Raw genomic sequence first — 24,622 nt, 5'->3', positions numbered from 1 at the left:
AGTCTTCTAGAACTGTCAGATCTGACAGTAGGCACCACAAGAAATCAGCGCGACCATGGACACCCGAATAAAGGTAAAGGAATACACGTTATGTTGATGAAGACTATCGCTAGTGTTTTCGCGGTCGTGGTTATGGCGGGCTACGCTTATGCACTTCAAAGATATAGAGTCTGATGGTTTTAAATCTCTGAAAGAGGGCCAGACAGTGTCTTTCGAACCAAAGAAAGGTGCGGCGAAGGGAATGGAGGCCAAAGAGGTACGACCCGAGTGAAACTGGCTCCTTCGGGTCCCTGACTGTGCGATGAGGCCTGCGCTTGCTGCCTGATAGTAGGGCGTAGGCCGTTTTGGGAAAACTGCGCGAATAAAGATCGGACGAACATGAGAAAAAAAGACACCTTATTCTGTAGTGTTCTAGATAATTCATCCTATTATTTCAAATCGACATAAAAAACTATCAAATCTGACAGTAGGCACAAAAAGGAAAGCCCACCAGCATTGGCACTCCAATTACGTAACGGAGTACACAATGATGCAAAGCAAAATTGCGGTGGGTGTGTTTGCAATGATGGCGCTGATGGGCAATGTTTATGCAGCAGACGTCAGCACTTGCCCTAAAGTGAGCGATATCAAATCATCGCCTTATACAAGTGACGACAAGAATATTCCCGCCCCTTTCAATGAAGGTTACAAATACACCGCGACCGCCAATGGCAAAACATGGACCGGCGTCACAATGGCTACCAACGATGATTATCTGGCCAAAAAATACGAACTGAAAGCCGAAAGCTTTGATGGCTCCATCTGCAGCTACGGCGGCAAAACGTTAGTAGAGAATGGCGAGACAGCGGTTCCATACTTAAAGCTCAAGGCAAGCTAATGCCGGGTACCTTTTACTGAGTACCTTTGATTCATATAAAAAACGGGCGACCCAAAGGCCGCCCGTTTTTTTATTTATGCCGCACTAAACAACTTGTGCGGATCGATCACAAACTTCTTCGGCACGCCCGCATCGAACTCGCCGTAACCCCGTGGCGCGTCATCCAGGCTGATGACTTCCACGCCAACGATGTCGGCAATCTTGATGCGGTCCCACATGATCGCCTGCATCAACTGGCGGTTGTACTTCATCACTGGCGTCTGGCCGGTGTGGAAGCTGTGGGATTTGGCCCAGCCCAGACCGAAGCGGATGCTCAGGCTGCCCATTTTCGCGGCAGCGTCCACTGCACCCGGGTCTTCAGTCACATACAGGCCAGGGATACCGATTTTGCCGGCAACGCGAACCACGCCCATCAGCGAGTTGAGTACGGTGGCCGGAGCCTCGTGCTTCACGCCGGCATGGCCGTGACCGCGAGCTTCGAAGCCTACGGCATCGACGGCGCAGTCCACTTCTGGTTCGCCCAACAGTGCGGCGATTTGTTCGTGCAGCGGGGTGTCCTGAGACAGGTCAGCGATTTCGAAACCCTGTGCCTTGGCATGGGCCAGGCGGATCGGGTTGACGTCACCGACGATCACCACCGCAGCGCCCAGCAGGCGAGCGGAAGCTGCAGCCGCCAGGCCAACCGGGCCGGCGCCGGCGATGTACACCGTGCTGCCAGGGCCAACGCCGGCAGTCACTGCGCCGTGGTAACCGGTGGGCAGGATGTCGGAGAGACAGGTCAGGTCACGGATTTTTTCCATGGCCCGGTCGCGATCCGGCAGTTTCAGCAGGTTGAAGTCGGCATACGGCACAAACGCGTATTCGGCTTGGCCACCGGTCCAGTCACCCATGTCGACATAACCGTAGGCACCACCCGGACGCGCCGGGTTAACGCTCAGGCAGACGCCAGTATGTTGCTCTTTGCACGAACGGCAACGGCCACAGGCAACGTTGAAAGGTACCGACACCAAGTCGCCGATCTGCAGGTTCTCGACACCGCTGCCCTTCTCGATCACTTCACCGGTGATCTCGTGGCCCAGCACCAGACCGGTCTGAGCGGTGGTACGACCGCGCACCATGTGCTGATCGGAACCACAGATGTTGGTGGAAACTACGCGCAGGATGACGCCGTGCTCGATCTTCCTGCCGCGTGGGTCCTGCATTTTGGGATAGTCGATTTTCTGTACTTCGACCTTGCCTGCGCCGAGATACACCACACCACGATTACCAGACATGCTTTCACCTCGCTGTTGTTTTTATGTAGCGGTCGCGTCGCCAGGAAGCGGCGGCGCGTTGATTGCTCGGTAAATCAAAAGATCGCAGCCTGCGGCAGCTCCTGCAGAGCCGTGCGATCTTTTCAGGCAGTAAAAACGCTAGAGAACAACTGTCCTGTTAGCGTTAAGGAACACGCGTCTTTCAATGTGATAACCCACGGCCCGCGCCAGCGTCAGCCCTTCGATATCCCGCCCCTTGGCGATCAAGTCTTCGGGATAGTGGCTGTGATCCACGGCTTCCACGCCCTGGGCGATGATCGGGCCTTCGTCCAGGTCGTTGTTGATGTAATGCGCCGTGGCGCCGACCAGTTTCACGCCCTTGTTATAAGCCTGGTGATACGGCTTGGCGCCCTTGAAGCCCGGCAGCAGGGAGTGGTGAATGTTGATCGCCTTGCCGTCGAGTTTGCGGCACAGCTCTGGCGACAGAACCTGCATGTAGCGGGCAAGAATCACCAGTTCGGCGCCGGCCTCTTCGATCACCTGCCAGACCTGGCGCTCTTGCGACGGCTTGTCGTTCGGGTCCAGCGGAAAATGGTAGTACGGAATCTGGTGCCAGTCGGCCAACGGTTTGAGGTCCGGGTGGTTGGAAACCACGGCGACCACGTCCATCGACAACTGACCGATGCGTTGGCGGTAGAGCAAGTCGTTGAGGCAGTGATCCGCCTTGGAGACCATGATCACCACTTTTGGCCGGTAGTTCGGCGGGGTCAGCTCGAAGATCATCCCGAAGGCGTCACCACGCTCCGCCAGACCTGCGCGGAAGGCTTGTTCGTCGAAACCGTCGGGTTGCCGAAATTCCACGCGAATGAAGAAACGGCCCGAGAGCCGGTCATCGAAAGAGTGGTGCTCGGTGACGTAGCAGCCCTGCTCGAACAGAAAGCGGGTCACCGCATCCACGGTGCCGAGGACGCTGGGGCAGTCGGCGGTCAGAATCCATGTGTCTGGGGCGCGGCTCATAGTGCGGTGACTCCTGTTGTTATGGGCAACCGCTTCGCGGTTGATCGCGGGCAAGCCTCGCTCCTACGGTGGACCGCGTCGTTCCGACATCTCATGGTCGACATGAATCCCGTAGGAGCGAGGCTTGCCCGCGAAGGCAATCTCAAGCCTGGACGCTAAGCCCGTACTCGGCCGCCGCATCCTGCAACCACAACCACCAGTAATCAGAGAAGCTGCGGCGGATCAGCAGTTCCCAGGTGTCTTCGGCGGTATGGCGGATCACCAGTTGCGACTTGGCGAACACCGTGCCAACAGCCTTGCCCACCGGGAAGTTGTTGGGGTGCACGTCGTAGCTGGTGGATTTCATCAGCACCTGACGCACGTTCGGGCCGCTGAGTTCGAGGATCTGCTGGCCACCGCTGACGTTGACGATCTGAATGTGCAGGTCGCCCAGCGCTTCACGGAGTTTTTTCTCGGCGGCGAATTCTTCACCGCTCGGCACGATCAGCAGCCATTCATCCGGCCCCATCCATTGCAGGCTGGTTTCGCCTTTGATGATCACGGTCAACGCACCTGGCAATTCGATGCCGAGGGCCTTGTGCACTCCGGCGGCGAACGCGGCATCGTGGCCATCGCCACGGATGGTCAGGTGACCGAGGAGTTTTTTCTCACGCACGATCACGCCGGCGTTCTTGCGACCCTTGCCCACCAGGCTGGCGAGGTCGGCATGATGCAGCGACGACTCGGCCTTGGCCCCGGTGGTTGGGCGTTGTTGGTAAACATTGGCTGCGGTCATAAAGCACCTGTTCCTGAATTCTTTGTCGCCCCCCGCGCCTGGCGCGGGGGGTGATCGATTACACGTTCTGGCGATCGCCTTTCGGATCGAAGAACACCGAAGAAACGATTTCCGCCTCGATCACGCTACCGTCGGCCAGCGGTGCGAACACTCGCTCACCCATGCGCTTCAAGCCGCCTTTCACCACGCCCATGGCAAACGAATAGCCCAGGGAGTTGTGCAGGTAACTGGAAGTCACGTGACCCACCATGGTCATCGGGATGGCTTGCTTGGTGTTGAACACCAGCTGCGCACCTTCCGGCAGCCATTTGGTCGGATCGATCGGCTTCAGGCCAACCAGCTGCTTACGCTGATCACGCACGCAGTCTTCGCGGTTCATGCCACGCCAGCCGATCCACGAGAACGGTTTGGTGCGACCGACACACCAGCCCATGTTCAGGTCGTCCGGGGTCATCGAGCTGTCAGTGTCCTGACCGACGATGATGAAGCCCTTCTCGGCCCGCAGCACGTGCATGGTTTCAGTGCCATATGGCGTCAGGTTGTACTTCTTGCCAGCATCAACAATTTTTTCCAGCACGCCCATCGCATAGTCGGCCTGCACGTTGACTTCGTACGACAGCTCACCGGTAAACGAAATCCGGAATATCCGCGCCGGCACGCCACCGACCAGGGCTTCTTTCCAGGTCATGAACGGGAAGGCTTCGTTGCTCAGGTCGGCGTCGGTGACTTCGCTGAGCAGCTTGCGGCTGTTCGGCCCGGACAGGGTCATGGTTGCCCAGTGATCCGTCACGGAAGTGAAGTACACCTTCAGGTCTGGCCATTCGGTCTGGTGGTAGATTTCCAGCCATTGCAGCACGCGTGCAGCGCCGCCGGTGGTGGTGGTCATCACGAAATGGTTGTCGGCCAGGCATGCAGTCACGCCGTCGTCGAACACCATGCCGTCTTCTTTGCACATCAGGCCGTAACGGGCCTTGCCCACGTCGAGCTTGGTCCAGGCGTTGGTGTAGATGCGGTTGAGGAACTCGCGGGAGTCCGGGCCCTGGATGTCGATCTTGCCCAGGGTCGAAGCGTCCAGCAGGCCGACGCTGTCGCGCACGGCTTTGCATTCGCGTTTGACCGCGGCATGCAGGTCTTCACCGTTTTTCGGGAAGTACCAAGGACGTTTCCACTGACCGACGTCTTCGAACTCGGCACCGTTTTTCACGTGCCAGGCGTGCAGCGCGGTGTAGCGCACCGGCTCAAAGATGTGCCCACAGTGACGACCGGCCACGGCGCCGAAAGTCACCGGCGTGTAGTTCGGACGGAACATGGTGGTGCCCATCTGCGGGATGGTCACGTTCAGCGAACGGGCGGCAATGGCCAGGCCGTTGACGTTGCCGAGCTTGCCCTGATCGGTGCCGAAGCCCAGTGCGGTGTAGCGCTTGACGTGCTCGACCGACTCGAAGCCTTCGCGGGTCGCCAGTTCGATGGCGGCAGCGGTGACGTCGTTCTGCAGGTCGACGAATTGCTTCGGCGCACGGGCAGTGGCTTTTTCGTGAGGCACCTGGAACAGCGCCAGAGTCGGCTCTTCCAGACGGCTCAGGGCTTTGGGCAGTGCGCCTTCGACCACGCTGAAACCGGCTTCGCTGGCAGCGCGAGCACCGCCTTCAAAACCATCGGCCAACGAATCGCCGAGGCTGTAGACGCCATTGATGCCACCGACGCACACGCGTTTCTGCGGTGCTTCGCCCGGTACGAAACCGAGGATGTCTTCACGCCAGATCGGCTTGCCGCCCAAGTGCGAAGCCAGGTGAACCACCGGGCTGTAGCCGCCGGAACTGGCGACCAGGTCGCAATCGAGCCACTCGCCCGGGCTGGTCACGGTGTGTGCTTTTACATCAATCGCTGCAACGCGAGCGGCGGTCACGTGCTTGCTGCCACGGGCCTCGATCACGGCGCTGCCGGTCAGGATGCGAATGCCTTTGGCGCGCGCTTCTTCCACCAGCGCACCGCGAGGGTTGCTGCGGGCGTCGGCGATGGCCACCACTTGCAGGCTGGCGTCGAGCCAGTCCAGGGCAACGCGGTAGGCGTGGTCGTTGTTGGTCGACAGCACCAGCTTCTTGCCCGGTGCCACGCCGTAACGGCGAACATAAGTCGACACAGCGCCGGCGAGCATGTTGCCCGGCACGTCGTTGTTGCCGTAGACCAGTGGACGCTCGTGGCTGCCTGTCGCCAGCACCACACGCTTGGCGCGAACCCGGTGGATGCGCTGACGCACCTGGCCGATCGGGGCGCGGTCGCCGAGGTGATCGGTGAGGCGCTCGTGAATGGTCAGGAAGTTATGGTCGTGGTAACCGTTGACCGTGGCGCGCGGCAACAGCAGCACGTCAGGGGTGTTTTTCAGCTCGGCGATGACGCTGGCAACCCACTCGGTAGCTGGTTTGCCGTCGAGGCTTTCGCGGGAATCGAGCAGGCTGCCGCCGAACTCTTCCTGCTCATCGGCCAGGATCACACGGGCACCGCTGCGGGCAGCCGCCAGTGCAGCCGCCAGACCCGCAGGGCCAGCGCCGACAATCAGCACGTCGCAGTGCTGGTTCATGTAGTCGTAGGTGTCCGGATCGTTCTCGGTCGGCGAACGGCCAAGACCTGCTGCCTTACGAATGTACTTCTCGTAAGTCATCCAGAACGATTGCGGGTACATGAAGGTTTTGTAGTAGAAGCCCGGTGGCATCAGCTTGCCGCCGACCTTGCCGAGAATCCCCATCATGTCGTTGTTCACGCTTGGCCAGCCGTTGGTGCTGGTGGCGACCAGGCCTTGATACAGCGCCTGTTGCGTGGCGCGTACGTTCGGGATCTGCGTGGCTTCGGTCGCACCGATCTGCAGCACGGCGTTCGGCTCTTCGGCACCGGCGGCGAAGATGCCGCGTGGGCGCGAGTACTTGAAGCTGCGGCCGACGATGTCGACACCGTTGGCCAGCAAGGCAGCGGCCAGGGAGTCGCCTTCAAAGCCTTTGTAGACCTGGCCGTTGAAGGTGAAGCTCAGCACTTTGTTGCGGTCGATGCGTCCGCCGTTGGACAGGCGATTGATCTGGCTCATACCTTCTCTCCCAGAGCCGTGGCGGCCGCTTTCGGGCTGTCGGTCTTGTCGGTGAACTGCGGCTTGGTGCCGATCTTGTAGGTTTCGAGAATCTCGTAGGTCACGGTGTCACGGGTCACGTTGAAGTACTGACGGCAACCGGCGACGTGATCCCACAGTTCGTGGTGCAGACCGCGAGGGTTATCGCGGAAGAACATGTAGTCGCCCCACTCCTCGTCGGTGCAGCTGTTCGGATCCAGTGGACGCGGGATGTGCGCCTGGCCGGATGCATGGAATTCCTCTTCGGAGCGCAGTTCGCCACAGTGAGGACAGAAGATATGCAACATAGGGATTTCTCCTGTTAGTGGGCGACTGCTGCAGCGCCGTGTTCGTCGATCAACGCACCGCTGTGGAAGCGGTCGATGGAGAAAGGTGCAGCCAATGGGTGCATTTCACCCTTGGCAAGGCTTGCGGCAAACACGTTGCCCGAGCCAGGTGTTGCCTTGAAGCCACCGGTGCCCCAACCGCAGTTGAAGAACATGTTCGGTACCGGAGTCTTCGAGATGATCGGGCACGCATCCGGCGTGGTGTCGACGATGCCGCCCCACTGACGGTTCATGCGTACGCGGGACAGCACCGGGAACATCTCGACGATGGCCTGGATGGTGTGCTCGATCACCGGGTACGAACCACGCTGTCCGTAGCCGTTGTAGCCGTCGATACCGGCGCCGATCACCAGGTCGCCCTTGTCGGACTGGCTGATGTAACCGTGTACGGCGTTGGACATGATCACGCTGTCGATAATCGGCTTGATCGGCTCGGACACCAGCGCTTGCAGCGGGTGCGATTCGATCGGCAGACGGAAACCGGCGAGTTTGGCCATGTGCCCGGAGTTACCGGCAGTCACCACGCCGACGCGCTTGGCGCCGATGAAGCCCTTGTTGGTTTCAACACCGATGCACACACCGTTTTCCTTACGGAAACCGATGACTTCGGTCTGCTGGATCAGGTCCACGCCCAAGGCGTCGGCGGCGCGGGCAAAGCCCCACGCCACGGCATCGTGACGGGCCACGCCGCCGCGACGCTGGACGGTGGCGCCCATTACCGGGTAGCGAGTGTTCTTCGAGCAGTCGAGGTACGGGATCTCGTCGGCGACTTGCTTGGCATCGAGCAGTTCACCGTCCACGCCGTTGAGGCGGTTGGCACTGACCCGACGCTCGGAATCACGAATGTCCTGCAGGGTGTGGCACAGGTTGTAGACGCCACGCTGGGAGAACATCACGTTGTAGTTCAGGTCCTGGGACAGGCCTTCCCACAATTTCATCGCGTGTTCGTACAGGTGGGCCGATTCGTCCCACAGGTAGTTGGAGCGCACGATGGTGGTGTTGCGCGCGGTGTTACCGCCGCCCAGCCAGCCTTTCTCGACCACGGCCACGTTGGTGATGCCGTGCTCCTTGGCCAGGTAGTAGGCGGTCGCCAGGCCATGCCCGCCACCGCCGACGATAACCACGTCGTAGACCTTTTTAGGGGTCGGCGTGCGCCACATGCGCTGCCAGTTTTCATGGTGGCTGAGGGAGTGTTTGAAGAGGCCGAAGCCCGAATAGCGTTGCATAGTCATTTACTCCAAAACCGCGCTCAGCGATAAACCGGGAAGTCCGCGCACAGGGCTGCCACATGCTGCGCAACATTGGCCTCGACATCGGCGTCGCCGAGGTTGTCGAGGATGTCGCAGATCCAGCCAGCCAGTTCAACACACTGGGTAACCTTGAAGCCGCGAGTGGTCACCGCCGGGGTGCCGATACGCAGGCCGGAGGTCACGAACGGCGACTGTGGATCGTTCGGGACAGCGTTCTTGTTCACGGTGATGTGGGCACGACCGAGTGCTGCGTCCGCCTCTTTACCGGTGAGGCCCTGACGGATCAGGCTGACCAGGAACAGGTGGTTATCGGTACCGCCGGACACTACATCGTAGCCGCGTTTGATAAATACGCCGGCCATCGCCTGGGCGTTGTCGATCACTTGTTGCTGGTAGGCCTTGAAGCCAGGCTCCAGTGCTTCCTTGAAGCACACTGCTTTACCGGCGATGACGTGCATCAGCGGGCCGCCCTGGGCACCCGGGAACACGGCAGCGTTGAGCTTCTTCTCGATTTCTTCGTTGGCCTTGGCCAGGATCAGACCGCCACGTGGACCACGCAGGGTCTTGTGGGTGGTGGTGGTGACCACGTCGGCGTACGGCAGCGGGTTCGGGTACAGGCCGGCAGCGACCAGACCGGCAACGTGGGCCATGTCGACGAACAGCAGGGCACCGACCTTGTCAGCGATCTGGCGGAAGCGTGGGAAATCGAGGGTCTTGGAGTAGGCCGAGAAACCGGCAACGATCATCTTCGGCTTATGCTCGACGGCCAGGCGCTCGACTTCGTCGTAGTTGATCAGGCCGGTGTCGGTGTCGATGCCGTACTGCACAGCGTTGTACAGCTTGCCCGACGACGACACTTTGGCGCCGTGGGTCAAGTGACCGCCATGGGCCAGGCTCATGCCCAGGATGGTGTCGCCGGCTTGCAGCAGGGCCAGGTACACGGCGCTGTTGGCTGAGGAACCGGAGTGCGGCTGGACGTTGGCGTAATCGGCACCGAACAGTTGCTTGGCGCGTTCGATGGCCAGCGCTTCGACTTTGTCGACGTGCTCGCAGCCACCGTAGTAGCGCTTGCCTGGATAGCCTTCGGCGTATTTGTTGGTCAGGCCACTGCCTTGCGCTTCCATCACGCGTTTGCTGGTGTAGTTCTCTGACGCGATCAGCTCGATGTGATCTTCCTGGCGTTGCTCCTCGGCATTCATCGCCGCCAGCAGTGCATCGTCGTAACCCTGGATCTGGTCTTGCTTGCTGAACATCGCGTCTCTCCCAGCGGCATCTATGCGCCATTCGTCTCGGTAAGGCACTGGCGTTACGGCAGTGCCCTTTGGATGCGATGGTATGACCGGCGCAGACAGGTCAAATGCCTATGGACGCCACGCAAAGGTGCGTTTACGACATGGACAGCGGGAGCGGGGTTTTGCACGCCTCTGCAGGGGTTCAGGCAATGAGTTGGCGCAAGGCCAGAAGTGCGAGGAAATGCCCGGGATAGAGCGCGTAGGCCCAGCGGCGCATCGGCGGCGGCTGAATGCCTTGGGCGTGTCGCAATAGCAGCAGCCCCAACAATGGCGCAATCAGACAAACGGCGATGCCGAGAATCGCCGCACCGCTGCCGAACCAGGCAGCAGAATACAGCACCTGCCATTGATTGGCCGCCAGGCACACCAACCCTGGCAGCAGGCTGAAATACCAGGGCCGCTGGATCACCAGCAACATCGCCAGCGGCAACAGCACGCCGAAGAAACCGAACATCAGTCGCTGCGGGAACAGTACCGCCAGCAACAAGGCAAGCGCCGCCAACAGTCGCGATTGCGGCGTCCCGTGCTGCCAGCCGCGCGCCACCAACAACCCCAGGGCCAGCGTGGGCAACACGTTTAAAGTGACGGGATCGGGGATGTACATCCGGTAGGGAATTTCGCTCAGAGCACTAAACAGCAACAACCAACCGAGGTAGCGCCACTGGCCGTCGGTCGTCACTGCGCGAACACGCGACAGATTGGCCGCCATCGCCAGACAGAACCACGGAAACGCCAGCCTGCCCGGAACATAAAGGAAATCGACGGAATAACCGACATATCGCAGGTGATCGAGCACCATGCTCAGCAGCGCCAGCCACTTGAGCAGATCCAATGCACCGTCCCTCGGCGTCATGTGCATAATTGCCCGAGGCGTTTGTATTTTTCTGACAGACTCACCCCGTGTGCTCCCCGGACGATCTTCGGTAAAGTGCACATCATCATTGACCAACGAAGCGCCACAAGCGCCTCGATCACGGAAGCCGGCCATGACCGACAAGAGCCAACAATTCGCCAGCGACAACTATTCCGGCATCTGCCCTGAAGCCTGGGCTGCCATGGAACAGGCCAACCACGGCCACCAACGCGCTTACGGCGACGATGAGTGGACCGCACGCGCGTCCGATCAATTCCGTAAGCTGTTCGAAACCGACTGCGAAGTGTTCTTCGCTTTCAACGGTACCGCGGCCAACTCGCTGGCCCTGTCGTCGCTGTGCCAGAGTTACCACAGCGTGATCTGCTCGGAAACCGCCCACGTCGAAACCGACGAATGCGGCGCGCCGGAGTTTTTCTCCAACGGTTCCAAGCTGCTCATCGCCCGTACCGAAAACGGCAAGCTGACGCCGGAATCGATCCGCGAAATCGCCCTCAAGCGCCAGGACATCCACTACCCGAAACCACGCGTCGTGACCCTGACCCAGGCCACCGAAGTCGGCAGCGTGTACACCCCGGATGAAATCCGCGCCATCAGCGTCACCTGCAAAGAACTGGGTCTGAACCTGCACATGGACGGCGCCCGCTTCTCCAACGCCTGCGCGTACCTGGGTTGCTCGCCAGCCGACTTGACCTGGAAGGCCGGTGTCGATGTGTTGTGCTTCGGTGGTACGAAAAACGGCATGGCGGTGGGCGAAGCGATTCTGTTCTTCAACCACAAACTGGCCGAAGACTTCGACTACCGCTGCAAACAGGCCGGGCAACTGGCGTCGAAGATGCGCTTCCTCTCAGCCCCTTGGGTCGGGATTCTGGAAAACGACGCCTGGCTCAAATACGCCCGCCACGCCAACCACTGCGCGCAGTTGCTGGCCGAACTGGTGAGCGATATTCCTGGCGTCGAGCTGATGTTCCCGGTGCAGGCCAACGGCGTGTTCCTGCAACTGTCGGAACCGGCAATCGCCGCACTGACCGCCAAGGGCTGGCGCTTCTACACCTTCATCGGCAACGGCGGCGCACGGTTCATGTGCTCGTGGGACACCGAAGAAGAACGCGTGCGGGAACTGGCGGCGGATATTCGGCACGTGATGGCAGCCTGACGCCCCACCACTGATCGTTCCCACGCTCTGCGTGGGAATGCCTCTTGGGACGCTCCGCGTTCCTCGCAATGCCCAACACCGCAGTGACGCAGAGCGTCACAGGCTGCATTCCCACGCAGAGCGTGGGAACGATCACGGTCGCGCATCGCAATTTCTTACTCGCTCCGCGTCATTGTCCTCTAGCCTCCTCATGCAATCCTGCTCACCCTAGTCATTCCCCCGCAAAGGAATGCATCCATGGGTCGAAGCCGCTACGCCATCACCGAACCCGACAAACCCCATTTCCTGACCTGCACAATCATGGAATGGCTCCCACTGTTTATCCGCCCCTACATTGTCGATCACCTGCTCAACTGCTGGCGCCACCAACAAACTCATCAGAACCTGCAGCTGTATGGCTATGTGATCCTGGAAAACCATTTGCACTTCGTCGCCGAAGCTCCAGACCTGGGCAAATGCCTCAGCCAGTTCAAATCCTTCACCGCGCGTCAAATCATCGATGACCTGCAAAGCAAAGGTGCCGAACGCGCCTTGCAACGGTTGCGCTTCAGCAAACGGGCTCATAAGAAGGATCGGGTTTATCAGCTGTGGCAGGAAGGCTCGCACGCGGAAATGGTGTACAGCGAAACGGTGATGCGCCAAAAGCTCGATTACATCCATTACAACCCGGTGAAGCGTGGATATGTGGATTTGCCGGAGCAGTGGCGCTACTCCAGTGCGAGAAACTATGCAGGGATGGAGGGCTTGATCGAAATTCAGCGCTGGTACTGAGGGTGCCCCATCTGATCGTTCCCACGCTCTGCGTGGGAATGCAGCCCGTGACGCTCTGCGTCACAACGGTTTCAGATGCTACGCAGGTGATGAGGCAGGAACGCGGAGCGTCCCGAGAGGCGTTCCCACGCAGAGCGTGGGAACGATCATCAGTGGCGGCTGGAGAGTTGGTCTACATTGACTGCGAGCCGTTTCGATCCACTCGGATCACGTCAATCGGGAGCGTCCGCATGTCATTACAAGGCAAAACCCTGTTCATCACCGGCGCCAGTCGCGGGATTGGTCGTGAAATTGCGCTGCGGGCCGCGCGCGACGGGGCCAATATCGTGATTGCCGCGAAAAGCGCCGCCCCTCACCCCAAACTGCCTGGCACCATCTTCAGCGTGGCAGCGGAAGTCGAAGCCGCGGGCGGCAAGGCGTTGGCCCTGGAGGTGGATGTACGCGATGAAACCATCGTGCGCCAGGCCTTGGCCGACGCCAATGAGCATTTCGGCGGCATCGACGCGCTGGTCAACAACGCCGGGGCGATCAAGCTGACCGGCGTGCAACACATCGAACTCAAGCGCTTCGACCTGATGCACCAGATCAACACCCGCGCCGTGCTGCTGTGCAGTCAGGCCGCCCTGCCCTATCTGAAACAATCCAGCGGCCACATCCTCAACCTGTCACCGCCGCTGAACCTGGCCACCCGATGGTTCGCCCAATACAGCCCCTACACCGTCACCAAGTACGGCATGAGCATGCTCACCCTGGGCATGAGCGAGGAATTCGCCGCTTACGGTATCAGCGTCAACTCTCTATGGCCGCAGACGATGATCGCCACGGCCGCCATCGAGTTTCAGCTCGGGTCGCGCGAATCCTTCAAGCATGCCCGCACACCCGCGATCATGGCGGATGCCGCCCACGTCATTCTCGACAGCAGCGGTCGCAGCATTACCGGTCGATTGTTGATTGATGAGGAGATTTTGCGCGAGCAGGGGGTGACGGATTTTGAAGGGTATCGGTTTGCGCCTGACTCCACCGACAAACTGATGCCAGACCTGTTTGTCGACTGATTGAAGCGCGCCCTCTGTAGGAGCTGCCGAAGGCTGCTCCTACAGAGGTTATTCAGCGATCATCTCGACCGATTAATACTCGATCCGCACATCCCCCTTCGGCACGCTGCAGCACGACAGGATGAACCCTTCGGCTTCGTCTTCCTCGGTAATCCCGCCGTTGTGCTCCATTTCCACTTCGCCGGCTAGCTTCATTACCTTGCAGGTGCCGCAGATGCCCATGCCGCAGGCCTTGGGGATCATCAGGCCCAGTTTGGCGGCAGCGGCGTGGACGGTTTCGCCCGGGGCCACGCGGATGCTCTTGCCGGAGGCGGTGAACTCCACCTGGTGCAGGTCGGCGGCGTCGATTGCGGGGGCGTCGGCCGCTTGTTCAGCGTGTTCCTCTGCATCGGCGATAGCCTCTGGTGGTGTCGCGCCGAAGGACTCTTCGTGGTAGCGCTTCATATTGAAGCCGGCGTTCTCCAGCAAGCGCTTGACCGCGTTCATGTAAGGCGTCGGGCCGCAGCAGAACACTTCCCGCTCAAGGAAGTCCGGGACCATCAGTTCGAGCATCTTGTGGTTGAGATAACCGCGGTATCCGGCCCACGGCTCACCGAAACCGTGTTTCTCGCAGATCAGGTGCAGGCTGAAGTTTTCGATCCGCGACGCCATGTGCTCCAGCTCGCGGTGATAAATGATGTCTTTCGGCGAGCGGGCGCTGTGGATGAAGGCCATATCGACATTGCCGTTGGTATCGAAGAACCAGCGCGCCATGGACATCACCGGGGTGATGCCCACGCCGCCGCTGAGGTACAGCACTTTCGGGTTCGGAAAGTCGATGGCGTTGAACAGCCCGACCGGGCCGTGCACCGCCAGTTCGTAGCCTTCATGCAGGGTGTCATGCAACCAGTTCGAGACCTTGCCGCCCGGTACGCGCTTGATCGTCACCGAGAAGCTGTACGGCACCGACGGCGAGCTGGAAATGGTGTACGAACGCATGATCTGCTGGCCTTCGATTTCCAGCTCCAGGGTGACGAATTGCCCCGGTTTGAAGAAGAACATGATCGGCTGGTCGGCCATAAAGCAGAAGGTGCGCACATCCCAGGTTTCCTGGATGACTTTGACGCAACGGACAATGTGTCGACCATTGGCCCAGGTCTGGGTGGTTACCGGGTTCAGGAAGTTGTTGGACATGCTGATCTCCACGGCCGACTACCGGCCTTTATGTTGGCGATTCTGCGTATAGAGCAGCCCCGCCATTTACCTATCTGCGACATTCACATACTTATCGCGACCAGCCCCCAATTACCGGGGGTTGCGCGTCGGGAACAGATTGGGCCATGTCGCCCATGGATAAGGTTCCGGGGAGCGCCGGCCCCACACTCGCCCCATACCAAGACACAACCTTTACACCTTGCGTAGCAAACCTGATCAGCCACTTTCGCGGCCACGCAGATGGCCTTGAGGAAACACATGATGGACGTCACCACTACCCTGAGCCTGGGCGATCCACTGGAACCCGCACGCAAGGCCACCGCGCAGATGCTGCAAGAGCGCGAGCGCACTTTCTCGCTGCCGCAGCCTTTTTACTCTGACGAGCGGCTGTTTGATATCGACATGCAGGAAATCTTCCAGAAAGAGTGGTTGATCGCCGGCATGACCTGCGAGATCCCGACCAAGGGCAACTACCTGACCCTGCAAGTCGGCAAGAACCCGATCATCGTGATTCGCGGCGCCGATGGCGTGGTGCATGCGTTCCACAACGTCTGCCGCCACCGTGGTTCACGCCTGTGCACCAGCGAAAAAGGCAAAGTCGCCAAACTGGTCTGCCACTACCACCAGTGGACGTACGAGCTGGACGGTCGCCTGCTGTTCGCCGGCACCGAAATGGGCGCCGACTTCGACATGAAGCAATACGGCCTCAAACCGGTGAACGTGAAGACCGCCGGCGGTTACATCTTCATCAGCCTGGCGGAAAACCCGCCGGCCATCGATGACTTCCTGTCGACGCTCAGCCATTACATGGAACCGTACGACATGGAGAACACCAAGGTGGCGGTGCAAACCACCTTGATGGAAAAGGCCAACTGGAAACTGGTACTGGAAAACAACCGCGAGTGCTACCACTGCGGCGGTTCACACCCGGAATTGTTGAAAACCCTGCTGGAATGGGACGACGTCACCGACCCGCGTGCCGACCAGGCCTTCAAGGACCACGTAGCCGCTTCCGCCGCTGCCTGGGAAGCCGAGAAGATCCCTTACGCCCACGCCAGTTTCGGCCTGCGTAACCGTATCGTGCGCATGCCGCTGCTCAAGGGCACCGTGTCGATGACCATGGACGGTAAACAGGGCTGCGCCAAACTGATGGGCCGGATCAAGAACCCGGATCTGGGCTCGATGCGCATCCTGCACCTGCCGCACTCGTGGAACCACTGCATGGGCGACCACATCATCGTGTTCACCGTGTGGCCGATCAGCGCCCAGGAAACCATGGTCACCACCAAGTGGATCGTCCACAAGGACGCGGTTGAAGGCGTGGACTACGACGTGGAGCGCATGCGCCAGGTCTGGGATGCCACCAACGACCAGGACCGTCGCCTGGCCGAAGAGAACCAGCGCGGGATCAACTCCACCGCGTACCAGCCAGGGCCTTACTCCAAGACCTATGAGTTCGGTGTGGTGAACTTTGTGGATTGGTACAGCGAGCGGATGCTGAACAACCTCGGGGCCGAGCCTGCGCCTTACCTCAAAGGCGTTCCTGTCCAAGGCTGACCTGTCACTCTGATCGTTCCCACGCTCTGCGTGGGAATGCCTCGACGGACGCTCTGCGTTCGGCTCTTGGGACGCAAAGCGTCCCGGGCTGCGTTCCCACGCAGAGCGTGGGAACAATCATTCGGTCACCCCGCTAAACTGAAGACCACCGCACTGACCCATCCTCGCCAATAAACGTCTCTTCGATGTTCTCCCCCACCAGCCGCACCTTCACATAACCGTTCAGCACCCGATCCGGGTACGCCTCATCCCGCGCATTCTGGGTTTCCGACCACAGCACCCGCGAATGCCCGTTCAGCTCGCTGGCATTGCCGTAGGGAATCGCCCCGTGCCCGGCGCAACGCGCATGCAAGCCACCTTGAGTGGCATAGCAGATGCCGTTGTGCAAATGCCCCCAATACCAGTAATCCGGCTCGCGTCCCAAGGCATCGCACACCGGCTTATACAACGCCGTCTTGTCATGCCCGGTAATGTCGAAGCCCTGATGGTGACTGAGCACCATGATCTTCTTGCGTTGGGGCAGGTCTTTCATCCAGTCGATCTGCTGTTTGTTCAGCGCACCGTCCATGTACAGGTTCATCGGATCCGAGGCATAAGCCGTGTCGAGCCCGATCACCAGCCAGTCATCGTTGTACAACGCAAAATAACTGGTGCCCTGCTGCGCTGGAAAACGCTTGGCCAGTTCCTTGAAGTAGCCATGGGCGCCGCTGTACATCTCGTGGTTGGAGTTGAGGGTGAACGAACCGTGCTTGCCCATCGGCCAGCCGGCCATGTCCACGTCTTCCTGGGAGCGGGTGCCGGCGTAATACACATCCCCCAGATGAATGGTGAAGTCGGCCTGGGCCAGTTGCATCTGATTGGCCACTGCTACCGCCGGGGCATGGCTGTCGAACGGCCCGGTGCCCCAGTCACCGGCAATGGCCAGCGTGACGTCACTGTCCATGCGCATCAACGCCGGATTGGTGGCGAACGGCGCGTGATGCCGCAGGTTCTCGATCCACTTCAGTAGCGCTTCGCTCCACAACAGATCCAGCAGCTCCCATTTGCGACAACCCAGCAGGCTGCCGTCCTTGAGCACTTGGGTTTGCAGCTCGTCCACCGACTGCGGCAAAGGGCTGGCGTTGCCGATGTGCAAGATCGACAAGCCGTGCGCCAACTCCCACGGCACGCTCGGCCGATCGTCCGGCAAGTCGCCGTGCTTGAGCACGTATTGCGCCTGATCGTGCCCCCGTTGCAGTAGCGCGACGATGGCCTGGTACTCCTCCGGCTCAAGCTCGCTGACAAGCTTTTTCCAGGCCATTTCCAGGCGGGTGAACAAGCCGTGCAAGCGCAGCTTGACCTTGTCGTACTCGTGTTCCCAATGACTGACCAGTGACATATCGCCTTCCTCCATCCGTAGTGGAATCACAGGGTTTTCATGAACTCGATGAGCGCCCGCTTATCGAGTTCCGACAGTTGCGTGCCGTACAGGTGGCCACCGTTGTGGTTGCCCTCCAGACGCGTGTCGTATTTGAAGTCCGCCGAGGCTTTCATCTGCTCGCCGCTGGTGATGAAGCCGACCTTGTCCTTGTCGTAAATGTCGGAACCGGTGAAGAACACCTGCGGCCGCAGTTCCGGTGGTTGCAGCAAATCCCACAGGGTCGGCACCGAACCGTTGTGCAAGTACGGCGCGCGCAACCAGATGCCGTCGGTGGGCGTGTTGCTGTAGCTCTGAGTCTTGCGGTAGGCACCAAAGTCGAACGGCGGTTTCTTGAAGCCGTGGAAAGCCGTCACCAACCCCGTGGTGAACGAGTTCAGCCGATGGGGATCGGTGCCCAGCTCATCAATAGTGGTGGTGACCTGACCGGTATCGGTGCGGCCGAAGTCATGGCAACCGGCGCAATTTTTTTCCCAGACCGGCTTGCCCCGGACGACCTTGGCCTGATCCAGCGCGAACGGCCAGGCCGGCGCCTTGTGGCCCAGCAGCCAATTGGTCACCCGGTTGAAACTCTCCGGCAGCACCGACTCCGGCGTCGCGCCCACGGCCATCGCCGCCGCGTAGTTGCGCTCATGGATGTCGTTGTTGTTGCCATCCCAGTGCAGGTACAGCGACTCCCGGGGTTTCTGGTTCCAGACTTGCGGCAAATCGACGGTGCCGATGGTCGAGTCATCCGGGAAGCCGAACACCACCATTTTCGTCGGGTTGAAGGTGTCGGTGCGCCCTGGCCCTTGCGGTGCGCGCAGTTGCTGCCAGGCGTAGGCCTGTTTCTGCTTGATCAGCGCGCTCGTGGCCATCGGGATGATCAGATAACGGTTGTACAGCCGCTCGAAAAACCCGAGCTGGAACTTGCTGTTGATCGCAGTCATCACCGCGTCAGGCGTGAATTTGGGGTCGCTCGCGCAATCGTAGGCGAACCACTGGAAGGCCTGCAGCTGCAGGGTATTGGCCGGCGCGGAGGCCACCGGGGTAGCAACGTCGCTGGCATTGGCGCGGTAGGAGCCGGTGTGGCACAGAGCGCAGTTGGGCTCCACGGTCGGGTAGCCGATTTGCCGCTTGGCCATGCCGATCGGCAGGTCCTTGCCGTTCTCGTAGAGGAAACCGAACACTTCGTAGCCGCCGGGTTTCGGCAGTTTTTCCGGGCACATCTGCGGCAACACGGCGAACAGGTAATAGGGAATCCGCGCTTCGATGCCCAGGCCGATGGCGGCGTATTTGTAGTGATCTTCGTCGGAGGCGTATTGCTCGGCCGGCACCACTCGCAGCATCTGGTACCAGGTTTCGTAGCCGATAAACCCCAGTGCCAGCACCACGACCAGCGTGGCGACTTTGAAGCTGTGCCGCCGCCAGCGTCGCACCCACGCTGCGCACCACTCACGCCAGCCGTCGCGAAGCAATGCGAAAGGCCGATTGGCCGGCGCGCTGCCCAGGTACAGCAGAATCCCGAGGATCAGGAACATGCCCAGATCGCCCAGCAGCATCGGCACGAACACCTGGGCCTGGTTGCTGGTGTTGATCAGGTAGATCCAGAACGCCACGGCGACCAGCCGCGACAACACGCACAGCCACGAATGCACCACGTATTTGGGCGCATTGAAGCCTGACGGCATGTAAAAAAGGCTGATCCCCACCAGCAACATGCCGGCGTTCTCCAGCCAAGGATCGGAGAGTTGGGGAGGCATTCCGAGCATCGAGGTCAGCAACGCCGGCGCGAACAGCGCCGGAATCGCGAAGACCATGTTCATCACAATGCCTATCCAGATGAAGCGTTGAAACCAGCGGATGTAACTGTCCATATCATCCATTTCCTTTTGTCCATTTCGGGCACGACGGATATCCGTAGCAGCTGCCGCCAGGCTGCGTTCGGCTGCGCAGCAGTCGTAAACCGAATGCCCGCGTTTTATCTGAACAAACGCGGTGTCTGGATTACGTCCGCTACGCGGCCGAACGCAGCCTTCGGCAGCTGCTACCCGGAGTGCGTCAACCCTGGGCGGTTTTCTCCAAGTGTTGCAGGATGATCGGGTACACATCGACCACCGCGTTCTTGCCGAACATGCAGTCGATATGCCCGTAGCCCGGCACCACATGCCGGCTGTAGCGCTCCGGTCCATGGACTTTGCACACGCGCTCATAGGTCCTGAGCGTGCTTTCCGGCAAGTAGCACTGGTTGTCTTCGCCGCTGATGAAGCAGATCGGCATGGTCAGCCGGTCGAAGTGCGGCATGTAGACGTCCTGACCCTTGAAGTCCACCAGATGGCCTTTGCGCAGGATCAGCGCCAGGTGCTCGAAAGTCTGTATGTTCGACTCGCCGAACAGCTCGTGCAGGTTGTCGTGCAGGGTTTCGTTGAGCGTGTCATGGCGATACAACGACGCGTACATGAAGGTGATGCGGTGGCACACCGGGTTGGTGCAGTAGCCTTGAGCCTCAATCCTGGCGTAGATGTTGAGGGCCTTGTCGTAGAGTTTGTTGAACCAGCTCTCCTTGTTGTCGGCATACGCGGTGAGGGATTTGATGCCGATGGCGTCGAGCATCCCCGGCAAATGCAAACCGGCCTTGAGTCCCGTTGCCGTGGCGACCACCGTGTCGGCGGCAATCTGCGAACAGACCACCGAACGCACGCCCTGCAACCCGGCCAGCAGCGACATGAAGAAGGTCGTCGCGCCGTAGCAATGCACCACGCACTGCACGTCAGCGGCGAGGGTTGCCTGCTGGATATGCTCGATGGCGGCCTTGAAGTCATACTTGGCAATCTGGTCGCCGTTCCATTCGTGCTTGCTGGCCGGCAGCAGGATACTGACCCGGAAATCCAACAGCCAGACGTCGTACTCGTGCTTGCACAGGTACTCCAACAGGTTGGTCTGGATGGTGTCGGTGGAGAAAATATTCGAGCCCACCCCCAGGCCATGGACCAGCATCACCGGCCCCTTGCTGCCGCCCTGATAACGGGTCAGGCGTAGCTGGACGCTGTCTTCGGTCTGGAAGAACTGCACGCTCGGGGTCGGCGCATCCAGCGGACGTTTCTGCCGGGGCGGCGCATCAGGGTTGAAGTAGATATCGCCCGCGAACACCCCGCCGTAGCTCTCCCACAAAATGCCGGCGAAGAACTTGCCGAACCGCGCCAGCCCTTCAATGCGCTCGCGTTCGTTACGCGCGTTGAGCACTTTCATGGTGGTCATCTGCTTGGCAAAATCAGCCGGCTCGATGTGCATCACCCCGGAGCCGATCACCTCGCCCGTCTTGTCCGGCCCGCGATACAGCGTCACGTAGAGGGTGCTGGTGTCGTGCCAGACGTTCAGCACGCCGTTGTCTTCGGGCACGGTCTTGAATGCGCTGAAGTAATAATCGCTGCCGTCCTCGGCGGTCAGTTTCATGTCGTAATTCATGTGCCGCACGCCAACCTGCTCCTGATACTCCTCGAACAGATTGAACACACCGTTGCTGGCGGTCAGCGGCTCTGGCGACAGGCCCGGCGCATCCAGGGTGCCGACCAGTGTCGCGGCATGCTCCGGCTCCTTGATCATGCGATTGAGGTCGTTGGCGGTGATGGTCAGGGTGAATTCGATCGGCGAGTTATCCGACTTGCCGCGTTTGGCCGCCGCTTCGTAGAGCTTGAGATCGGTGCCCTGGGGCTGGGTGAAATCTTTGGAGAAATAGCCCTTCATGGTTTCGGTGAACTGCACGCCGAGGGTTGGCGCCGCCACCGGTTTGCGTGGCGCCGAGGGCAATGTGTAGTCGATGTGCCAGCCGCGATCGGCGGCCAGCAGGCCCATGTTGCGCTCGCTCACGGCGGAGATAGTCAGCAACGGGTTGACCGCCAGAGAGGTCGGGATCACCGCGCCATCGGCCACGTACAACCCGGCATAGACATCGGTGCCACTGACGCCGCTGAACACCTGGCCCTTGTGGTTGACCACGCCTTGCGCCGCATCCTCACCCATCACACAACCGCCCAATGGGTGCACGGAAACGATGCTGTGTTTGAGCAGCTCGGTCCAGATCGGGTTCTCGACCCAGATCCCGCCCAAGGCCTTGGTGCTCTGGTGCAGGCGCTCGTTGCCGATCTTGACGTTTTCCTGCTCGCCAACGCCTGGCCAGTCGATGCGCAGCTGATCCTTGCTGTCGAGCACCATGCGGCCCTTGCCGTCGTCGTGGCTCATGATCAGGTAGGTCTGCATGTTGTGCAGGGCGCCGTGGTACGGGCCGCGCAGGAAGCTTTCGGCTTCGCGCTCGGCGTATTTGAGCTTGCCGGTGAAGCTGTCATCGGTGGGTTTGCCGATCAACCCGGCGAATGTGGCCATGCTCGGCACCATGGGCCGGCCCAGCGCGCCGGGGATCGAGCCTTCTTCGATGACCATCCGGCTGCGCCAGTCGCCTTCGGTGCGCATGTCGATGATCGAGGTGATGCACGGGCCGACCGGCTCCATTTCCTTGGCCGGATGGGCGCCGAAACCGATGCCGTTGATCGTTTCATCGCAGTTGTGGCCGAAACCGAGGATGTCGCCGTTGCCGCTCATGTTTTCGCCGAGCTGATGGGACGTCGACAGGCCTTTGTCCCGAGAGCGCAGGAGAATTTCGGTGGAACCCAGGGTGCCGGCCGACACCACCACAATGTCCGCCTTGACGAACAGCGTCGGCGCGGAGAATTTCTCACGGCCGCTGTCCAGGTATTGGAAGTGCACGATCCAGCCATCGCCGTCGCGCTCCAGATGCCGCACCTCGGCCTGGCAGAAAATCTCTGCGCCGTGGTTGCAGGCATCCGGCAGGTAATTCATCAGCGTGGTGTTCTTGGCCTTGTTGTTACAGCCCGAAACGCAGTCGCCGCAGTGGTTGCACGGCAACTGTTCGACGCCAACGTGGTTGAGGTTGTTCGGCAGTTTGTCGAAGGTCACGTTGATCGGTGGCTTGTAGAAGTGCGCGCCTTGCTTGAGGTAGTCGGCAGACTTCTGGTTAGCCTCGAGCTTGGGCAAGGTCGGAGCAGTTTTCGGATAGGGATTGGGCTTGAGCATTTCCCGAGCCCGGGCGTAACCGTCCTTGAGCAACGTGTCACGATGTTCACGCACCGCCAGCGGCCAGCGCGGGTCGTCGAACACACCGGGCTCCGGTTCCAGCGCGACGTTGGCATTGATCAGCGACGTGCCGCCCAGGCCGCAACCGACCACTACGTTCTGCTGGGCGTTGACGTGCAGGTCGAACAACCCGGTGCGCGAACCGATGTGCCCGTCCGGATCATGCACTTGCAGCTCGTCAGTGGCCGCCAGCATCGTATTGGGGTATTCGCCGGGCTGGATTTCCCGGCCTCGCTCCAGCAGGCATACCCGCTTGCCGGCCCGGGACAGGCGCGACGCCGCGATCCCGCCGCCGTAGCCGGAGCCAATGACGATCACATCGTAATGTTCCTTGATATCGCTGATGGGCGTGGCGATCCGTGTCATGGGTCTTTCCTCTCGGGCAGATGGGGCAACTCTGCGGTTGCCTGCAATCGATAGACGAACAAACGCCTGGTCACCGGGCACGGTCGGGCCTCAATGGCAGCTGCGTTATGGCAGGGGAATGGGGATCAGGCGCTATAGACGAGCGCGCTGATTGGCGGCGCGACGGTGAATCCGCTTGTGCAACAAGGTGGCGGGTGTCGGGACACAGGTCGTGCAGGGGCTTGGGTGCGAATGTGGCTGCGAGCGATGTGGCTGGCTATCCATCACGCGTTCTCCCTGAACCAGATGTGGATAAGCGATGGCTGTCCGTGTGCCATGAGAGTGAAGACAGGCGACAGATCGAAGTCAAGGAGTGCCTTAGAACTGTATGAAATCTGATCTATCGCGTTCCAGCCTATGCGGGCCGTGGCTTGCAGGGTTCAGCGAACAAGTTATCCACATCTCCACCCACAGCAAATGGGGACAACTGTGGATGACAGGCTAAATCTATTCACAAAAACCGAAGAAAAACCGTGACTTATCCGGAAGCAGGGTTTTGGCCAGGCACTGGTTGTTTTTTAATCAGAAGCTTGCAGACCACGTTTTACATGGCGTACAGGGGATGGCGAACACCTTATCCACAGAAGCACCAACAGACTTTGGGGGCAACTTTGCTCGTTCTGTGGAAAACCGCTGAAAACCGCGAGAGTTCGGGGTTTGCGGAAGGATTAGCGAGGGAAAACGTCGAATTGGACAATATTTGATCAACCCACTGAAAGCACCGATCTGTATGGGCTGTAGCGGACAGCGAACATCTTATCCACAGAAGCGCCAACAGAGATTGGGGGCAAGTATCGGCCAGTGAGCGAGGTTACGCTGTGGAAAAAGCCCGAAAAAACCGTGGGTTAGGCTGGTTGTTTTTTGTACTGGGGGCTGGAGGGCTTGATTGGTGTGGGGTGTAGCGAGGGGCGAACATGTTATCCACAGAAGCGCTAACAGGGATTGTGGGTAATGTTGGGGGCCAGGTGTTGGGAGTGCATATCCATTTCTGCGGTAACGGCGGCTTATGGTTCCGCTCTTACAGCGGGTCACTTTGGAAAAGCGCCAAAGTAACCAAAACGCTTTGCCCCGCCATTCGGTGCCTCGCCTAGGCTCGGCATGCCCTCACTCCGGCATTGCTCCGGGGGCCCGCCGCCATCGGCCATCCATGGCCGGGGGCGGCTA

Annotated in this window: 17 protein-coding genes and 1 pseudogene; 6 read left to right on the top strand and 12 right to left on the bottom strand. The window is 60.1% G+C overall.

Going from position 1 to position 24,622, the window contains the following annotated elements; genetic code table 11:
• Positions 1-148: 148 nt before the first annotated feature.
• Both PMI21_RS28745 and PMI21_RS19295 read left to right on the top strand, forming a co-directional pair.
• Positions 149-271: pseudogene (locus tag PMI21_RS28745) on the top strand (cold-shock protein); the annotation flags it as partial.
• Positions 272-526: 255 nt separating this feature from the next.
• A complete protein-coding gene (locus PMI21_RS19295) occupies positions 527-877 on the top strand; it encodes a hypothetical protein (RefSeq protein WP_007936432.1) in 351 nt (116 codons plus the stop codon).
• Between the two features lie 74 nt (positions 878-951).
• On the opposite strand, the gene fdhA is transcribed toward PMI21_RS19295, so the two are convergent.
• From fdhA to PMI21_RS19335, 8 genes are all read right to left on the bottom strand, one after another.
• Positions 952-2,151, bottom strand: a complete 1,200-nt coding sequence (gene fdhA / locus PMI21_RS19300) for a formaldehyde dehydrogenase, glutathione-independent (protein WP_007936430.1) — start codon at positions 2,149-2,151, stop codon at positions 952-954.
• 138 nt (positions 2,152-2,289) lie between these two features.
• Complete coding sequence (gene purU / locus PMI21_RS19305; RefSeq protein ID WP_007936422.1) at positions 2,290-3,147, bottom strand: formyltetrahydrofolate deformylase; 858 nt, start codon at positions 3,145-3,147, stop codon at positions 2,290-2,292.
• Positions 3,148-3,289: 142 nt separating this feature from the next.
• Positions 3,290-3,922 carry a sarcosine oxidase subunit gamma gene (locus PMI21_RS19310; RefSeq protein WP_007936420.1) on the bottom strand — a complete coding sequence of 211 codons (633 nt, stop codon included), beginning with the start codon at positions 3,920-3,922 and terminating at the stop codon, positions 3,290-3,292.
• Between the two features lie 58 nt (positions 3,923-3,980).
• Positions 3,981-6,998 carry a sarcosine oxidase subunit alpha gene (locus PMI21_RS19315; protein WP_007936417.1) on the bottom strand — a complete coding sequence of 1,006 codons (3,018 nt, stop codon included), beginning with the start codon at positions 6,996-6,998 and terminating at the stop codon, positions 3,981-3,983.
• Positions 6,995-7,324: a sarcosine oxidase subunit delta gene (locus PMI21_RS19320; RefSeq protein ID WP_007907563.1), complete on the bottom strand. Its 330-nt coding sequence runs from the start codon at positions 7,322-7,324 to the stop codon at positions 6,995-6,997. The genes PMI21_RS19315 and PMI21_RS19320 overlap by 4 nt, the downstream gene beginning before the upstream one ends.
• A 14-nt stretch (positions 7,325-7,338) precedes the next feature.
• Positions 7,339-8,589, bottom strand: coding sequence for a sarcosine oxidase subunit beta (locus PMI21_RS19325; protein ID WP_007936415.1), 1,251 nt, complete (start codon positions 8,587-8,589; stop codon positions 7,339-7,341).
• Positions 8,590-8,612: 23 nt separating this feature from the next.
• Positions 8,613-9,866 carry a serine hydroxymethyltransferase gene (gene glyA, locus PMI21_RS19330; RefSeq protein WP_007936413.1) on the bottom strand — a complete coding sequence of 418 codons (1,254 nt, stop codon included), beginning with the start codon at positions 9,864-9,866 and terminating at the stop codon, positions 8,613-8,615.
• 181 nt (positions 9,867-10,047) lie between these two features.
• The gene (locus tag PMI21_RS19335) at positions 10,048-10,764 is read right to left on the bottom strand and encodes a TraX family protein (protein ID WP_007936411.1); all 717 of its coding nucleotides are present in this window, start codon (positions 10,762-10,764) and stop codon (positions 10,048-10,050) included.
• A gap of 127 nt (positions 10,765-10,891) precedes the next feature.
• Here PMI21_RS19335 and PMI21_RS19340 point away from each other — a divergent pair, with 127 nt between their 5' ends.
• From PMI21_RS19340 to PMI21_RS19350, 3 genes are all read left to right on the top strand, one after another.
• Positions 10,892-11,932 (top strand): threonine aldolase family protein, encoded by a 1,041-nt coding sequence (locus PMI21_RS19340; protein WP_007936409.1) that lies wholly within the window; start codon positions 10,892-10,894, stop codon positions 11,930-11,932.
• A 237-nt stretch (positions 11,933-12,169) separates the two neighbouring features.
• Complete coding sequence (locus PMI21_RS19345; RefSeq protein WP_007936408.1) at positions 12,170-12,703, top strand: REP-associated tyrosine transposase; 534 nt, start codon at positions 12,170-12,172, stop codon at positions 12,701-12,703.
• Positions 12,704-12,933: 230 nt separating this feature from the next.
• Positions 12,934-13,758 carry an SDR family oxidoreductase gene (locus PMI21_RS19350; RefSeq protein ID WP_007936407.1) on the top strand — a complete coding sequence of 275 codons (825 nt, stop codon included), beginning with the start codon at positions 12,934-12,936 and terminating at the stop codon, positions 13,756-13,758.
• 72 nt (positions 13,759-13,830) lie between these two features.
• Here PMI21_RS19350 and gbcB read toward each other — a convergent pair whose 3' ends face one another.
• Positions 13,831-14,931: a glycine-betaine demethylase subunit GbcB gene (gene gbcB / locus PMI21_RS19355; protein ID WP_007936406.1), complete on the bottom strand. Its 1,101-nt coding sequence runs from the start codon at positions 14,929-14,931 to the stop codon at positions 13,831-13,833.
• A gap of 282 nt (positions 14,932-15,213) precedes the next feature.
• Here gbcB and gbcA point away from each other — a divergent pair, with 282 nt between their 5' ends.
• The gene (gbcA, locus tag PMI21_RS19360) at positions 15,214-16,509 is read left to right on the top strand and encodes a glycine-betaine demethylase subunit GbcA (protein WP_018928791.1); all 1,296 of its coding nucleotides are present in this window, start codon (positions 15,214-15,216) and stop codon (positions 16,507-16,509) included.
• Positions 16,510-16,642: 133 nt separating this feature from the next.
• On the opposite strand, the gene PMI21_RS19365 is transcribed toward gbcA, so the two are convergent.
• From PMI21_RS19365 to PMI21_RS19375, 3 genes are all read right to left on the bottom strand, one after another.
• Positions 16,643-17,887 carry a metallophosphoesterase family protein gene (locus PMI21_RS19365; RefSeq protein ID WP_007936404.1) on the bottom strand — a complete coding sequence of 415 codons (1,245 nt, stop codon included), beginning with the start codon at positions 17,885-17,887 and terminating at the stop codon, positions 16,643-16,645.
• 26 nt (positions 17,888-17,913) lie between these two features.
• Positions 17,914-19,782, bottom strand: coding sequence for a hypothetical protein (locus PMI21_RS19370; RefSeq protein ID WP_007936403.1), 1,869 nt, complete (start codon positions 19,780-19,782; stop codon positions 17,914-17,916).
• Between the two features lie 184 nt (positions 19,783-19,966).
• A complete protein-coding gene (locus PMI21_RS19375) occupies positions 19,967-23,419 on the bottom strand; it encodes a GMC family oxidoreductase N-terminal domain-containing protein (RefSeq protein ID WP_007936402.1) in 3,453 nt (1,150 codons plus the stop codon).
• Positions 23,420-24,622: the final 1,203 nt, after the last annotated feature.

Origin of the sequence: Pseudomonas sp. GM18 (assembly GCF_000282195.1) — a bacterium.
Taxonomy (GTDB): Bacteria; Pseudomonadota; Gammaproteobacteria; order Pseudomonadales; family Pseudomonadaceae; genus Aquipseudomonas.
This window is presented reverse-complemented; position numbering and strand designations above follow the sequence as displayed.